13 protein-coding genes are annotated in these 13,858 nt (G+C 62.3%); 4 read left to right on the forward strand and 9 right to left on the reverse strand.

Translation table 11 applies throughout. The features are described from left to right. The 6 genes from CEQ44_RS17490 to CEQ44_RS17510 all read right to left on the reverse strand — a co-directional run bounded on the left by CEQ44_RS17490 (position 1) and on the right by CEQ44_RS17510 (position 6,997). Entirely contained in the window at positions 1-3,324 is a 3,324-nt protein-coding gene (locus CEQ44_RS17490) for an STY4851/ECs_5259 family protein (protein WP_088185695.1), read from the reverse strand. 166 nt (positions 3,325-3,490) lie between these two features. Then, the gene (locus CEQ44_RS24740) at positions 3,491-3,628 is read right to left on the reverse strand and encodes a hypothetical protein (RefSeq protein WP_176401115.1); all 138 of its coding nucleotides are present in this window, start codon (positions 3,626-3,628) and stop codon (positions 3,491-3,493) included. Between the two features lie 6 nt (positions 3,629-3,634). Continuing rightward, positions 3,635-4,273 (reverse strand): hypothetical protein, encoded by a 639-nt coding sequence (locus CEQ44_RS17495; RefSeq protein WP_088185694.1) that lies wholly within the window; start codon positions 4,271-4,273, stop codon positions 3,635-3,637. Positions 4,274-4,287: 14 nt separating this feature from the next. Next, positions 4,288-5,022 (reverse strand): PD-(D/E)XK nuclease family protein, encoded by a 735-nt coding sequence (locus CEQ44_RS17500; RefSeq protein ID WP_088185693.1) that lies wholly within the window; start codon positions 5,020-5,022, stop codon positions 4,288-4,290. 75 nt (positions 5,023-5,097) lie between these two features. Continuing rightward, positions 5,098-5,982: a hypothetical protein gene (locus CEQ44_RS17505; protein ID WP_140419403.1), complete on the reverse strand. Its 885-nt coding sequence runs from the start codon at positions 5,980-5,982 to the stop codon at positions 5,098-5,100. A 151-nt stretch (positions 5,983-6,133) separates the two neighbouring features. Further along, positions 6,134-6,997 carry a hypothetical protein gene (locus CEQ44_RS17510; protein ID WP_088185691.1) on the reverse strand — a complete coding sequence of 288 codons (864 nt, stop codon included), beginning with the start codon at positions 6,995-6,997 and terminating at the stop codon, positions 6,134-6,136. Positions 6,998-7,284: 287 nt separating this feature from the next. Here CEQ44_RS17510 and CEQ44_RS17515 point away from each other — a divergent pair, with 287 nt between their 5' ends. The 4 genes from CEQ44_RS17515 (at position 7,285) to CEQ44_RS17530 (ending at position 11,293) form a co-directional block, all read left to right on the forward strand. Further along, positions 7,285-8,484, forward strand: a complete 1,200-nt coding sequence (locus tag CEQ44_RS17515; protein ID WP_037542386.1) for an IS256 family transposase — start codon at positions 7,285-7,287, stop codon at positions 8,482-8,484. A 524-nt stretch (positions 8,485-9,008) separates the two neighbouring features. After that, positions 9,009-9,683 (forward strand): glutathione S-transferase family protein, encoded by a 675-nt coding sequence (locus tag CEQ44_RS17520; protein WP_088185582.1) that lies wholly within the window; start codon positions 9,009-9,011, stop codon positions 9,681-9,683. Between the two features lie 5 nt (positions 9,684-9,688). Further along, positions 9,689-10,333: a hypothetical protein gene (locus CEQ44_RS17525; RefSeq protein ID WP_088185581.1), complete on the forward strand. Its 645-nt coding sequence runs from the start codon at positions 9,689-9,691 to the stop codon at positions 10,331-10,333. Positions 10,334-10,447: 114 nt separating this feature from the next. Beyond that, positions 10,448-11,293 carry a sulfite exporter TauE/SafE family protein gene (locus tag CEQ44_RS17530; protein ID WP_088185580.1) on the forward strand — a complete coding sequence of 282 codons (846 nt, stop codon included), beginning with the start codon at positions 10,448-10,450 and terminating at the stop codon, positions 11,291-11,293. A 63-nt stretch (positions 11,294-11,356) separates the two neighbouring features. On the opposite strand, the gene ndk is transcribed toward CEQ44_RS17530, so the two are convergent. The 3 genes from ndk to CEQ44_RS17545 form a co-directional block, all read right to left on the reverse strand. Next, positions 11,357-11,779, reverse strand: a complete 423-nt coding sequence (gene ndk, locus CEQ44_RS17535) for a nucleoside-diphosphate kinase (protein WP_088185579.1) — start codon at positions 11,777-11,779, stop codon at positions 11,357-11,359. A 90-nt stretch (positions 11,780-11,869) separates the two neighbouring features. Next, on the reverse strand, positions 11,870-12,307 hold the full coding sequence (locus CEQ44_RS17540; RefSeq protein ID WP_088185578.1) for a DNA polymerase III subunit chi: 438 nt from the start codon (positions 12,305-12,307) through the stop codon (positions 11,870-11,872). Positions 12,308-12,332: 25 nt separating this feature from the next. Next, the gene (locus tag CEQ44_RS17545; protein WP_088185577.1) at positions 12,333-13,778 is read right to left on the reverse strand and encodes a leucyl aminopeptidase; all 1,446 of its coding nucleotides are present in this window, start codon (positions 13,776-13,778) and stop codon (positions 12,333-12,335) included. Positions 13,779-13,858: the final 80 nt, after the last annotated feature.

Consider the following 13,858-nt stretch of genomic DNA (forward strand, 5'->3'; position numbering starts at 1 on the left):
TCAGGTCTCCTTGAGGGCTGCGGCAAAGGCGTCAGCAAAGAATGTCGGAAAATTGCGCGCCACGGATTTGATGTGGCGCACATCGTCGGCCTGCGGCGTCCACGCGCCCGCAACGGCCAAAGCGGCCGCATGGGGTGTGTCGAGCGTTTCGAGACAATGGTCAGGGCGGCGTAGATGATCGTCGGGCAAGCTCAAGCCAAGCTGCCGATAACGGCTGCCGCGTCGCCCCTCATCCAGTCGCTCAGCGGCCATATTGAGGAAGGTCTGGATGACGGCATCGCGCGGCGTTACCGGTAGTTGATCCTTCAACACGGGTTCCAGCAGTGGTTCGCGATCGCACAGAGTAGCAATGATGCCCGCCACTGCTTGCATGGCATAGGCGGTTGCACCTTCGACATCATGCATCGCCGCCCGCAATTGATCGATGCGCCAGATACCCGCTGCCTGCCAATAGGCTTTCGGGATCAGGCACCATGCAAAGGGCAGCCCGTCCGACAAGTTCAGTACAGCGTCGCGCTGTTCCGGCGTCGCGGCAAAGGCCATGCGCGCCAGGACAGCGGGATGGCCAGGTAATAGGCGCAACGCGCCGAAAGTGGATGCGGCCAGTCCATTGAGCGATGCCGCGAGCCCGTTGAGTTCGGCGATGGTCCCATTATCATGGCTTGCCATGGTCAACACGGCCGTCAATGCTTCGTCCAACCCGGCCCACGGCGCAATCTGCATCGCTCTGGTCAGCGGCGTGGAGGGGGATGGCGCAGCTCCATCGCCTTGCGCCAATTCTGGCCGGGACAGGATATGCTCGCCTTCACGCAGGTAGATCAGCCAGCTTCCCGCCAAACCCGTAGGCAGAGTGAAGGGGCGGTGATTGGCATTTACGAGCAGCGAGTAGGGACCGAAGCAGACTTCAGTGGCCGGATCCGCGAGTGATCGACCACAAATGACGACGTCGGGCGTCGCGATGGCCTCACTCGCCACAAGCCCGCTACCCTGTTTTACAAGACGCAGGGCGAATTGCTGGACATGCCAATAGGTTTCGATGCCATCCAGCATCCCCAGCTTGACCGACGCATCGATCGACGCCGGCAGCAGCAGGCTGGCAATGTCCGCCGACACGGAACTCAGCGGCATGTCACCCCAGAACTGCCAAGACATCGCCGACTCGGCGCCCCTCGTGCGCCCGTCCATCAGTTCGCCGAACAGACGCATCTCGCCCCGGTCCACCGCCACCAGATCGCGCAGCTCAGCCAGAGTCACCCGTGCCCCACCGGGCAGCAGGCTACCGTCCCAATGCGCGATGGCCGCCGCCGCCGGATAGTCGATCCGCACCGGCAAGGGCGGCCCATCCAGCCATGTCACAGTCGCGTCGAACCGGAAGGTCGGGCGCGTCGTTGCTGGCGGCTTCGCTATCCAGCTGTCGCCTAACGCCCGCACCGGCGCGTCCGCTGCGGGCGTCAGGGCAACAGCCTCCCAGCCCGTCAGAGCATAGCGCGTGTCGCGCCCCATGCCGCTGCGGTCCAGTCGCGCAGCAGCAGGCAGCACCGCAATCCGGCGGCGATCGAGCAGCGAGCGCCCCTCACGCCAGCCTATGTCATAATGGCCGACCGGCAGCGGCGATGGTACACGACGCCATTCGCGCGTGCCGATTGGCCGAATTACCACATCGCCGCGCCCCGGATCGCTGGGTCGTGCCGTGGGACTGCCCAGAAACAGGTCAACATCGCCCTCCACCTGCGCCCAGCGCGGCGCATCGCCATCGAGGTCAAGCCGATCACCCCGGTTGCGGGTTTGGCCGGTACGGATGCGATAGCAATCGCCCTGGGGGTCGATGACGAACGCCCCGCCCTGCACCTGCCACAACCCTGTTTCGCCCACGCCCGCGCCGATCTGCGCCACATGCTCTTCCGTCGCGCCGTCGTCCGACCCCGATACGCGCCAGTCGGCAGGCACCTGGATCACCACAGCCTCCGCCTTGAACTGTCCCGACCCGCTGGCTTCCACCTTGAGCTGTTCAGGGTGCGCGATGCTGCCCTTGGCCACCGAACAGACCAGCAACCGCCCCCGCCGGGCCTTGCCACGCGGCAGCAGCACGCGCCCGACCCAGCGTTCGCCCGACCGCAACTCCACTTCCGCTACTGTCGCAAAGGGGATGGGCAGGATCGCGCGCACGTGCCGCCGCGACCGGGCCGTCCAACCCTGTTCCCCCTCCCCTGGCGGGTCCAGCAGCCCCAATTCACCCGGAACCACTCGCGCCAGCGGCCCGGCGGCGAACAGGCGCAGGCGCCCCACTTGCGGGTCGATCCCGCGCATGACCGCGCCCTCCATCCGCCCGTCCAGCGTCAGCCGCGCCGCTTCCTGCCAACGACCATCCTCGCCCCGGACCAGCAGTCGTTCCACCCCGGCGTCCAGACCCGTAACGGCGGCCGCCTCCACCATAAGCAATTCGCCCAGCAGCGCGTCGGCCCCCTGGCCGGTCACGCTTAGGGGCAAATCGTCCTTCCAATCCGGGCGATGCTGTTGCAGCCAGGCGGCGACCGGCAATCCCACTGCCTGCGCCGGGCCGTCCGCTTCGCGGCGGACCTGGGCGATCGCCAGCGCTAGATCGGCGCAAAGCAATGCAAATTCGGCATCCTGAAACAGCCGCGCGGTGATGCGGCCCTGCTGGTGCCGGGCAAAGCGTTCCGCCTCGTCCCGTCCTGTCGACGGATCGGCGAGCAATGGCGCCACGATGCCCGCCAGCATATCGCGCGCCCAGCCCTTGCCGCCCTGTTCCACCGCTGCCACGGGAAAGCCGCCCTCGCGGGCGAGGGTGCCTAGAAAATAGCGGCGATCCCCTTCACTGGTCTTGAACGGGCGATGCCAATGGCTCAGCCCCTTTTCCGTCACATGGCGCAAATAATCCTTGTCGATCCGAACGCTTAGCGCTTCGGTCAGCCGCTCCCATTGCAAGCCATCTCCGCGATAGCAGCGCCGGAACCAGTCGGCCGCCCACAGGACGAACAAAGCGGGGCAATAGCCCTGCTCCAAACGGCCCTGCGCAGCCATGGCCGCGACATCGGCCTGCAAGCGCGCAAAGGCCTCATCCGCCAGCCGATAGCCATGCAGGGCAATGTCGCGTGTCGCCATGATGCCGTAGGGTGCGGCGAAATGCGGCCCGCCTGCGCCGGCACCATTGCGAAGCTGCCGCATCTTGTTGATGGCCTTGAACCGCAAGGCCTGGACCTCCCGGTCGCCATGCTGCGCTGCACGCTCGGCCAGCACCTGCAGCGTTGACACATCGTGCGCTTCATCGATGCGCAGCGACAATTTCACGCTCTCTTCGCTCATACCACCCCCACCGCATCGAAAAATTCGGAGCCGGGCGCGGACAAGCGGGCCAATGAAGGGATGAAACTGTCAGTATAAAGCAGGGTCATTGGGCGCGCGCCTTCACTCACAGGTTCAGTCTGCCGCGGCCCTTTTTATGCAGGGCAGTTTAAGATCGGGTTGCAAATCAATGCAATAGGCGATTTTCCACCATTATGAATGAAAGCCGATTTGCCCTTCCTGATCGCGGCATAAATAGCCGCTGGCGCCATCGCCCCGCCATCTTCACCTCGACATCAAGCCAGGCAAAGATGGCGTTGGTCATGGGCGACTATATCCGGGCGCGGATCGCCGCGACCAATGGATCCAGCAATGGCTTTGCCTTGGCGGCCATATCGATGGCCCGTTCCAGCGGCGCGCTAGCTTCGCTGAAATCATTGGCCTCGAATGCGCGCGCCAGCGCGTCGGGATCAAGCGTCACAGGATAGTCGATCAACCCATCGCGCGGTTCGATGGCAAAGCCCAATCCACGCAGCTGTTCGACAATCACTGGATACTCAGTAAGAATCTTTCGCCACAGTGTTTTCGTAACCACGCTGCGTCCAAAGCCGAATTCCAACCATGACCCTGATACCGCCTTGCCAACCGCGCAGGCAACCCAGCTTTCCCACTCACTGTCACCTTCCCCATTATGCCAACCCAAATAGAACCACGCATCTTCCTCACATTTATCTCGCCTGGGACCGGATGCTGCCCAGTCTCGGGGCATAATGAAATATGTGTCCTCATTATCCTCTTTGATGGCATGATACCAATCGAACGTGCGGGCTTTGCTCTCCAGAACACCCAGCATTTCCTTAAGCAACCACTTGTCCATCTTATCCGTAAGAAACTGCCGCGCCGCCTCCAAGTCCGCGATATTGGCGATGATCGCCGTGGCGGCGGCGCGTTCGGTGTCGGTCAAGATCATGATGGCATCCTCGTTCAGAAATGTTCGATATGGTCGGCAAAGGCATCCAGCAGCTGGGCGAAGAAAGTCGTCCTGTCGCCGGCCGACAGGCGCGCGGCTTCAGCCACGTCGCGCCAGCTTGCGACCGGCACGCCATCGATGGAGGGGGCGCGGGGTGCCAGGAAGATCAGATAGGGGGTCAGCCCGCCACCCGCCGGGCCGCGGCTCTTCGCCCGTGCGGCAAGGGCCGTACGATAGCGTTCCAGCTGCGCTTTCCCTTCGCCCGCGTCGATCTTGACCTCGATGCCGATCAGATAGTCCGGCCCCTCGATGGTCAGGTCGATGCGCTCACTGGCCTGCCCGACCGCGCAATCCTCGGTCAGGATGACATAGCCCTGCGACAATGCGGCATGATCGGGCAGCCGGATATTGTTGGCCCGCTCCACCCGCCGCAGGAAAGCGTCCAGGAACAGCACCGCCGCCTCCCCCGCCATCGCGGGATTCCACAGCCCCGCCAGCACGGCGGCATTGCGCACCTCTCTGCGCCCCAAACCGGCCAGCATCCAGGGATTGATCATCGCCCCGCTCGCCCGCATCGCCTGCATCGGATCACGGATCGCCGCCAAGCAGCGGGTCAGCGCCACCAGATCGATCCTTTGTGCGTGTGATGACGGCTGATAAACCTTCAATAGGTTGCTGATGTCCATCAGCAGCGCCATCAATCGGCCGATATTGGGCAGGATATTCTGCTTGGCTTCCAGCTTGGTCATATCGCCCCCCTAACAGCCTGTTGGCCTCGGGATAAGAACCTGTCAAACTGGGAACATGACCCAACGTTGCTCAATCTACTTCTTCAGGGCTTTCTGAATCCTCGGCCAAGACGGGTTGAGTTCAAACGGGAATTTTTTAAGTTCTGGGTGCTTGGGAAAGATATGAAATGGAACCAGAACTCGGATTAAAAGGAGGCCGGGCATGAACGCATAAGCAGAAAATCGGTTGATAATGCCGCGATATTTCTCAGCAAGTGCATTGATGGTGCCTGAGCCGCCAGTGTTAACGACCATCCACCCCCCATCGGGAGCTTGCTTGTAGAAGTGGTGCAATGAGTTTGCTGCAGGATGGGCGAATTGCGAGAGCTCCGAGTAGAAGGAATAAACGCCCTCTAAACCGAACCTTTCAAGGTCTTTCACATATTCGAAAGTTTTCTTCGCCTCGAACACGTTGGAGAGCTGGGCGCGTTCCACTCCATTCAGTTTCCGAGCATGCATGAAATGCGTGATCTTGTCTTCAAACTCCGAGAAAGTCAGCAACGTCGCGCATTCACCGGCAAGGGCTCCCCGAATTTGGGGCGCGCTTTCTGCTAATGAAATCGCGAGTAGATTGAGATCGCTGTAGAAATCTGCGGTGGACTCAATCAGCGACCTCAGATCGTTGCACCACGCAAGCAGGTCACCTCGTTGGTATGAATTCCAGCATGCCAGCAGCCATTGTTTGGAACGTGACAGGCAGAGCAGCGCGGCCAAGTGGGAATTCTGAAGCATCTCCAGTGCGCAGATGCGATTCGCGTTCGCCGTAGCTGATCCGTCCGCGAGAATAGCGCCGAACGATTCTTCTGACGTGAAGTAGTGTTGGAAATTTGATGAGCGCTCCAAAACGGTTTCAACGACTGGCCCGAATTCACGCGCATATCCACCAAATAGAGGCGTCGATTCGGAAATGCATTCTGTCACGTTCACTCCTACATATCAGCTAAGAAGTTAGCTCGATCCAGGCTGGAAGTTCCTAGGACCCAATACCCAATAGACACTGTCAATATTACCAAGACAGCCAGAGTTACGTATTGCGCCCCCGGAACTGGTGCTGTCGCTCCGCCGCCAATCTTCAACTAAGTCCGAAGGCGGGCGCGACGACATCGGCCCAGATGGTGATGGCGGGGCGGCCCCAACCGGTCTCGAGGTTAATACGCTCTAGCGACAGATTTGGTAGCCGGATCGCCACTGGAACGTACCGCACGGACAGCTCGCCCAAGGCGACCTCGTGTGCCGGGAACCGTTGGCCGAACGAGGCGAGGCGGGTTTCCAGGGAGTGAAGCAGATCTGAGCCTGTCAACTGAAGCCGGCGTCTATGATAGTGGCGCGCCCCCTCGCTGGCGCAATCCTCGACCGCCGGTTCGATGACCGTCGCGGCCGTGTCGTCGACCACGATACTCGGCGGCACTACATCAACCATTTGCGCATCGGCCCAATCTTGGAACGCAAGCGAGGAATCGACGATCAGGTAAGGCGGCGCGCAAAGCCATGCATGGCCAGTCACGGAGTTGAGACCAGGGGCGCGATCTATCGCATGGAAAGACTGGCGCAGCCCGCGGTGGGGCACGTCGAGATTGGCCGACCCATACAGCCCGAAGCTCCAAACACCCAAGCGGTCGAGCATCCGTATCATCATTCCGTAGGCGGTGATGCACGCACCCGACATAGCCTTCTCGGCAAGTTCAGAGGCGATGATCGCCGCGAGCTTGGGCACGGTTGTGCGGGCGTGGGCCTTGTAGGCAGCGTTCAAGGGGCGGGTGATGACCCATTCGGCGTATTTCTGGATGTAATTCCTGTCGCGCTCTTCCATCGCTACGAAGGCGGGCTGATCATAGAATCCGAACTTAGTTGGATCGATGCCGGCAGCACGAAGTTCCGCGGTGAGCCGATCGTGCTCGTCAGCCGCTGGTTCCTCGCGCTGCTTCTCGTCGACCATTCCGTACTCCCCCGGTTGACGGAGGCGATCTATCAACACCGTTCACTTGTCAATTTTAGACGGCGACGGGATGGATTGGGCGCATTGCTGTCGCTCTGCTCCTCGTATCAAGAACGGGCCGTGTCCCGTTACGTGGTGTAACAGCGTCACCGTTGGGGCGTGAAGCGGAGGGAGCGTAGCGACCGGAGCTTCATGCCCCAACGGTGGCATGGCTTCTGTCTAGGCGGCCATCGCCAATCTTCGGTAGAGTTCGGGTTGCGAAACCAATGAACCTATCGGAGACGACGATGACCACAGACAGAATGGCCCTTATCGAGCTGGTTGAAAAGGGCGCTGATGCAGATCTCGTTCGCGAGATGTTGGCATTTGCCGCTGAGCGAATGATGGAAGCTGAAGTGCAGGTGCTGACTGGTGCCGCGCATGGCGCTCGCGACCCTGCCGGGCGACAGGTCCAGCGCAACGGCTATCGAGAGCGTTCCTGGGAGACCAGGGCCGGCCACATCGAACTGGAGATCCCGCGGCTACGCAAGGGATCGTATTTCCCATCCTTCCTTGAACCCCGTCGGACTGCCGAGAAGGCCCTGACGGCGGTGATCCAGGAAGCCTATGTCCAGGGCATTTCGACGCGATCGGTCGATAATCTCGTGAAGGCCATGGGCGCTACGGGCATCTCCAAGAGCGCCGTCAGCCGACTGATCCAAGAGATCGACGAACGGGTTAACGCTTTCCTCAACAGGCCAATCGAGGGCGAATTCCCTTATCTGTGGCTCGATGCGACCTACATCAAATCGCGCCAGGGTGGCCGGATTGTGTCGACCGCGACGATAATAGCTGTCGGTGTCAGCAACGATGGCCGCCGCGAGATACTGGGCGTCGACACCGGGCCAACCGAGGCCGAAACCTTCTGGAAGGGCTTCTTGCGCTCTCTTGCCGATCGCGGGCTCAGGGGCGTCAAACTTGTCATTGCAGACGATCACAAGGGCCTACGCGCCGCTGCCAGCAAGGTCTTCCACGCAACCCAGCAACGCTGTCGGATTCATTGGATGCGCAATGCGCTCGCCCATGTTTCCACTAAGCAGCGTGCCGCCGTCACCGCCATGATCAAGACAATTTTCGCGCAGGAAACTGCTCAGGAGGCTCATAAGCAATGGCAAACAGTCGCCGATGCCCTGCGTGATCGCGCTCCCAAACTTGCTGAGATGATGGATGGCTCCCGCGAAGACGTCCTCGCCTACACAGCCTTCCCGAAAGAACATTGGCCGCAGATTTCCAGCACAAATCCCCTGGAACGTCTCAACGGAGAGATCAAACGAAGGTCCGACGTTGTCGGCATCTTTCCCAATGACGCGGCCATTGTACGCCTCGTCGGAGCCCTCATGCTCGAACAGCAGGACGAATGGGCCGTGGCTCGCCGATATATGACACTTGAAAGTCTCGCCACCGTCAGCGACAATCCCCTCATCAGTTTGCCCGGCGTGGCAGCCTGATCCAGTCCGATCCTCTACCGAGGATACCCGCTGTTACACCATCCCGCGGGACACGATCCGAGAACGTCCGGTTTTGTCGGGAACAGCCGTTATGGCGTAGGTCTCGGAACGGCGAAAGTTGGTCGTAATAGGAAGCCAACCGGACGGCAGCTATCTTGGCGTAAGCGCTCCGAACCGAACATTCCGCAATCGGCCATGTGCGAAGCCCAACGAAAAGACAGCGGAGGGATAGTCAGACGGTGAGCAAGCCCGCCGTAGAAGGGGACGGCCACCCTGTTTGATCCGCCCACACAACTGCGCTCATTGTCCGTTCCCTTATGCTTGGCCTTGTGGTAAGTAATTGGGAATCCAATGTGATTCCCGATTCCAGCAAGAACGAACTGGGGCTTTTCTGGGGGCCTTATCGGTCATCCCATTTTCATTAGATATCTGAAAATAAACATAGAACTATTGTGAATTGGATTCCGGTTCGGCCAATTTCTTCCTGCTCGACTTGTCCCGCCGCTCCCGTCTAAGAAGGCGGGATGATGAAGCTGTTCATTGGCAACAAAGCCTATTCGAGCTGGTCCCTGCGCGGCTGGCTGGCGTGCAAATTGTCCGCCCTCCCGTTTGAGGAGGTGGTCGTCCCCCTTTATGACGAAGCCTGGGAGAAACGGCGCGAGGGCGACGAGTTCGCGCCCTCCTCCGGCAAGGTGCCGATCCTGTGGGATGGCGACGACATAGTCGTGTGGGACAGCCTGGCCATCGTCGAATATCTGAACGAAAAGACGGATGGCGACCTGTTCTGGCCGACCGATCCCGCCGCCCGCGCCATGGCCCGGTCGATGGCGGCCGAAATGCACAGCAGCTTTGCTGCGCTGCGCCGCGAGCACAGCATGAACATCCGGCAAATCTATCCCGCCGTCCCGCCATCGGAACCCGTGGCGCAGGACATAGCCCGGATCATGCAGCTCTGGGCGCAGGCCCGCGCCCGCTATGGCGGCGACGGCGATTTTCTGTTCGGGGAGTTCGGCGCTGTCGACCTCATGTTCGCGCCGGTCGTCACCCGCTTCATCACCTATCAACTGCCCGTCGCCCGCTTCGCCGACGCCTATATGCGCGCGATCATCGCCCATCCCTGGATGCAGGAATGGATCGGGGGCGCCCAGGCTGAGGATTGGGTGATCGACCGGTTTGAAGTCCCCCCACAGGCGGTCTGACCATCGTGAGCGAAACGCCGCAAACCGATACGCCCAAGGAAGCCCGCGCCGCCGAAGCCGCCGCGATTCGCCGCCGCTGGATCACGTTGGGCGAGATACTCGCTGTGCTGGCGGTGGGCATTTCCGCCCTCACCCTCTATCTCAATTGGGCCGATAAACAGGACGAGCGCGCCGAAAAAGCGGCGGAAAGCCGCAAGGCGTCCAGCCGTGCCGCGGTGCTGGTGCTGAACGCCGAATCGGTGAAAGACGACCGGATCGTGCTGAAGACCACGGACCCCGATCAGGTCGTCCAGAGCCAGACCATCCTCTTCCCCCGCGCGCTGGGCATCGCGCCGGTCGATACCACCGGCGACCCGCGGATCGAGGCGGACTGGTTCGGCGACGCGCTCAAGACGGCGCGGGCCAAGGCGAAGCTGCCCGATGACAGCGTTGGCGACGAACGCCTGCCGGTCGCCATCGCCACCCGCTTCGTCGTCGATGGCGACACGCATGAGAATATCGCGCTCTACGACATCGGCTATGGCATAGCGGGCCGCTGGATCGCCGGACACAGTCTGGCGCTGCGTGGCCTGTCGCGGGTCGAAGCCCTCAAGCCCGACACCGCACAGGCCAGGATCGACGCCTGCTGGACGCGGCTGAGCAAGCCATAGCCCAAGCCCTGCTTGGTCGCCTGAAACCGCAAAATCACTTGTCTTGCGGCGATGAAACGGGTGCAAGGCCCGTGCAGGGACTTTGCCAATCATAATAAGGACAGGACGGGCGCCATGAGCCTGATGGGATCGATCGACATCCTCCATGTCATTGCCGGCCTGCTGGTCGGCGTCCTGGTGGGCGTCACGGGCGTTGGCGGTGGGTCGCTGATGACGCCTTTGCTGGTGCTGATGTTTGGCGTCAGCGCCAAGACCGCGGTCGGCACCGACCTGCTCTTCGCCGCCCTGACCAAGATCGTCGGATCGGCCGTGCATGGCAAGCGCGACACGATCGAATGGCCGATCGTGCGACGCATGGCGGCGGGCAGCGTGCCGGCCGCGCTCGTCACGCTGCTGGCGCTCGGCTGGATCGGCGATGTCGGTCAATCGACCGACCATATCATCCTGCTCGCGCTCGCCTCTTTACTGGCGCTGACTTCCGTGGCGGTGATCGGCCGCAAATGGCTGTTCCGCCATCGCGGTGACCTCGGCTCGACCCGTTCGGCTCGCACCACTTTCTATGGCACCACGGCGCTGGGCGCACTGATCGGCGCGGCGGTTTCGCTCTCCTCGGTCGGCGCAGGCGCGATCGGCGTGACGGTGCTGTTGTTCCTCTATCCGCGCCTGCAAATGGCGCGCATCGTGGGGTCCGATATCGCCCATGCCGTGCCGCTGGCGCTCATCGCCGGGACCGGCCACTGGCTGATGGGCGACGTCAACTTCGTGCTGCTGACCAATTTGCTGATCGGGTCGATACCCGGCGTGATCGTGGGCAGCTATCTGTCTTCCCGTGCGCCCGACAAGCTGCTGCAACCCCTGCTCGCCGCGGTGCTGGCCATCTCTTCCTGGCAACTCTTCGTAAAGGCGCGTGCGCCCGCACCGGTGAAGGTGGAAGCGCCGGTGATGGCCAGGTCGCACTAACATGAAAAAGCCCGGCCCTCGCAGACGAGGACCGGGTTTTTCAGGTTCGAAAGGATCGTGGCTTTAGCCGACAATCTCTTCCGGCTTGAAGAAATAGGCGATCTCGATCGCGGCATTTTCTTCGCTGTCAGACCCATGGACCGAATTGGCTTCGATCGATTCGGCCAGTTCCTTGCGGATCGTGCCGGCGTCGGCATTGGCGGGGTTGGTGGCGCCCATGATGTCGCGGTTGCGCTGCACGGCATTCTCGCCTTCCAGCACTTGGACGACGACCGGGCCGGAAATCATGAAGGCGACCAGATCGGCGAAGAAGGGCCGTTCCTTGTGAACGCCATAGAAGCCCTCGGCCTGCTCGCGACTCATGCGGATGCGCTTGGATGCGACGACGCGCAGGCCGGCTTCCTCCAGCATCTTGGTGACCGCGCCGGTCAGGTTGCGACGGGTCGCGTCGGGCTTGATGATCGAAAAGGTGCGCGTGACGGTCATGGCCCTCGAAACTCCAGATTGTTGGGAATGCTGGGCGCGCCTTTAGACGCGGCCGGGCCGGGCCGCAAGGGGCTTAACCCCGACCGCCCTTCAGGCCATTTGCACCCATTTGCGCCCGTCCTGCTTGAAGTAGCGCGAAACCGTCTCCTCGCGCTTCGACAGCAACCGCCAACTGGCCCGCGCCCTTTCCACCGTATCGTCGTCGAAAAAATAGAAAGCCCGCTCGAACCTCAGGGCGTCGTCGCGCCAGATGCCGTCGGCCAGCGCGATATGCGCCGCACCGTTCAACGCCTCGCACGCATCGCTCAGCAGGATCGGCTGCAGCGCTCCCCCGCCCTCGTCCGCCCGGCCATGCGCCAGGAAGCTTTCGGGCGGCCCGGCCCATAGCCCCGCCGAAATCCGCTCCAGCCGATCCGGCTCCTGCGCCACCACCAGCAGCCGCGCACCCAGATCCAGGATACGCGCCGCTATCGCGGGCAGCACCTGGTCCACCGGATCGCGGCTGAGCTGATAGAAATCGACCTGCACGGGCGTCTTTCTTATTGGGTTGGGATCAGGCCTCGAACTTGTCCGCGACCAGCTTGTCGATCAGACGCACGCCATAGCCGGTGGCGCCCTTGTCCCAGGTCGCGCCCGGCTTGTCCGACCATACCATCCCGGCGATGTCGAGATGCGCCCATTTCACGCCTTCGTCCACGAACCGCTTGATGAACTGGGCGGCGGTGATCGAACCGGCATAACGCCCGCCGATATTCTTCATGTCGGCGATCGGGCTGTCGATTATCTTGTTATAGGCCTCGCCCAGCGGGAAACGCCACAGCTGGTCGCCGCTCGCCTTGCCTGCTGCGGCCAGGTCTTCCGCCAGGCCGTCGTCATTGGCAAACAGGCCGCCATATTGATCCCCCAGCGCGACGATCATCGCGCCGGTCAAGGTAGCCAGATCGATCAGCACCTCGGGCGTATAGGTCTTCTGCGCCCAGGTAATGGCATCGCACAGCACCAGCCGCCCTTCCGCGTCCGTGTTCAGCACTTCGATCGTCTGGCCCGACATCGACGTCACGATGTCGCCGGGGCGCTGGGCATTGGCGTCCGGCATATTTTCAACGAGGCCGCAAATGCCCACGACCCGCGCCTTCGCCTTGCGCCCGGCCAGCGCCTTGATCGCGCCCACGACCGCGCCCGCGCCGCCCATGTCCCACTTCATGTCTTCCATGCCCGCGGCCGGCTTGATGGAAATGCCGCCGGTGTCGAAGGTCACGCCCTTGCCGACGAACACCACCGGCTTTTCAACCGCGCCATCGGTGCCGTCCCATTCCAGCGCCAGCAGCCGCGCTTCCCGCACCGACCCCTGCGCCACGCCCAGCAGCGCGCCCATGCCCAGCGCCTCCATCGCCGCCTTGTCCAGCACGGTGATCTTCACGCCCAGCTCGGCCAGATGCTGGCAGCGATCGACGAAAGTTTCGGGATACAGGATATTCGCCGGCTCGGACACCAGTTCGCGGGTAAAGGCGATCCCCTCGGCCACCGCAGCCAGCCGCTCCCACGCGGCATCAGCGCCGGTCGCAACTAACGTAATCGTCTTCAACGTCGGCTTGGCCTTTTCGGGCTGGCGCGTGCGATAGGTATCGATGCGCCAGGCGCGCAGCCGTGCGCCGAACGCCAGCTGCGCTGCCTGCTCTCCGGTCGCGCCGCCGAAAAATTCGACGGCGGCATGGGTCGCGCCGCTGGTCGCCAGCTTGGCGGTCAGTGCGGCCCCTGCCTTTTCATACTCCAGATCGGTCCCGGCGCCCACGCCCAGCAACAGAACACGAACGGTCCGCCCGCCTTCATCCACGAAAGTTTCAAAGCTCGTCCCCGCCTCGCCGGTGAAGCGCGAGGCGGCCGCGCCTGCCGCCAAGGTGGCTGCCGCCGACAGGGGCAGCGTATCGAACCCGCCCTTGGGCACGGCGAAGACCAGCGTGTCGGCATCGGGGCGGGTTGGGCTGAACTGGATATCCATCGGGGTTCTTGTCCTCTTGTCTCTTGCGCGGGCAAAGCCGCGCTCTTACCCGTCAGATAGTGCGGCTTTCCCCGTCTGGC

Source organism: Sphingobium sp. Z007 (assembly GCF_900013425.1).
In the GTDB taxonomy this organism is placed as follows: Bacteria; Pseudomonadota; Alphaproteobacteria; order Sphingomonadales; family Sphingomonadaceae; genus Sphingobium.

Coding starts and splice junctions, on each gene's coding strand:
- CEQ44_RS17490 (WP_088185695.1), bottom strand. CDS start 3,324: ATGAGCGAAGAGAGCGTGAAATTGTCGCTGCGCATCGATGAAGCGCAC.
- CEQ44_RS24740 (WP_176401115.1), bottom strand. CDS start 3,628: ATGACCAACGCCATCTTTGCCTGGCTTGATGTCGAGGTGAAGATGGCG.
- CEQ44_RS17495 (WP_088185694.1), bottom strand. CDS start 4,273: ATGATCTTGACCGACACCGAACGCGCCGCCGCCACGGCGATCATCGCC.
- CEQ44_RS17500 (WP_088185693.1), bottom strand. CDS start 5,022: ATGACCAAGCTGGAAGCCAAGCAGAATATCCTGCCCAATATCGGCCGA.
- CEQ44_RS17510 (WP_088185691.1), bottom strand. CDS start 6,997: ATGGTCGACGAGAAGCAGCGCGAGGAACCAGCGGCTGACGAGCACGAT.
- CEQ44_RS17515 (WP_037542386.1), top strand. CDS start 7,285: ATGACCACAGACAGAATGGCCCTTATCGAGCTGGTTGAAAAGGGCGCT.
- CEQ44_RS17520 (WP_088185582.1), top strand. CDS start 9,009: ATGATGAAGCTGTTCATTGGCAACAAAGCCTATTCGAGCTGGTCCCTG.
- CEQ44_RS17530 (WP_088185580.1), top strand. CDS start 10,448: ATGAGCCTGATGGGATCGATCGACATCCTCCATGTCATTGCCGGCCTG.
- ndk (WP_088185579.1), bottom strand. CDS start 11,779: ATGACCGTCACGCGCACCTTTTCGATCATCAAGCCCGACGCGACCCGT.
- CEQ44_RS17545 (WP_088185577.1), bottom strand. CDS start 13,778: ATGGATATCCAGTTCAGCCCAACCCGCCCCGATGCCGACACGCTGGTC.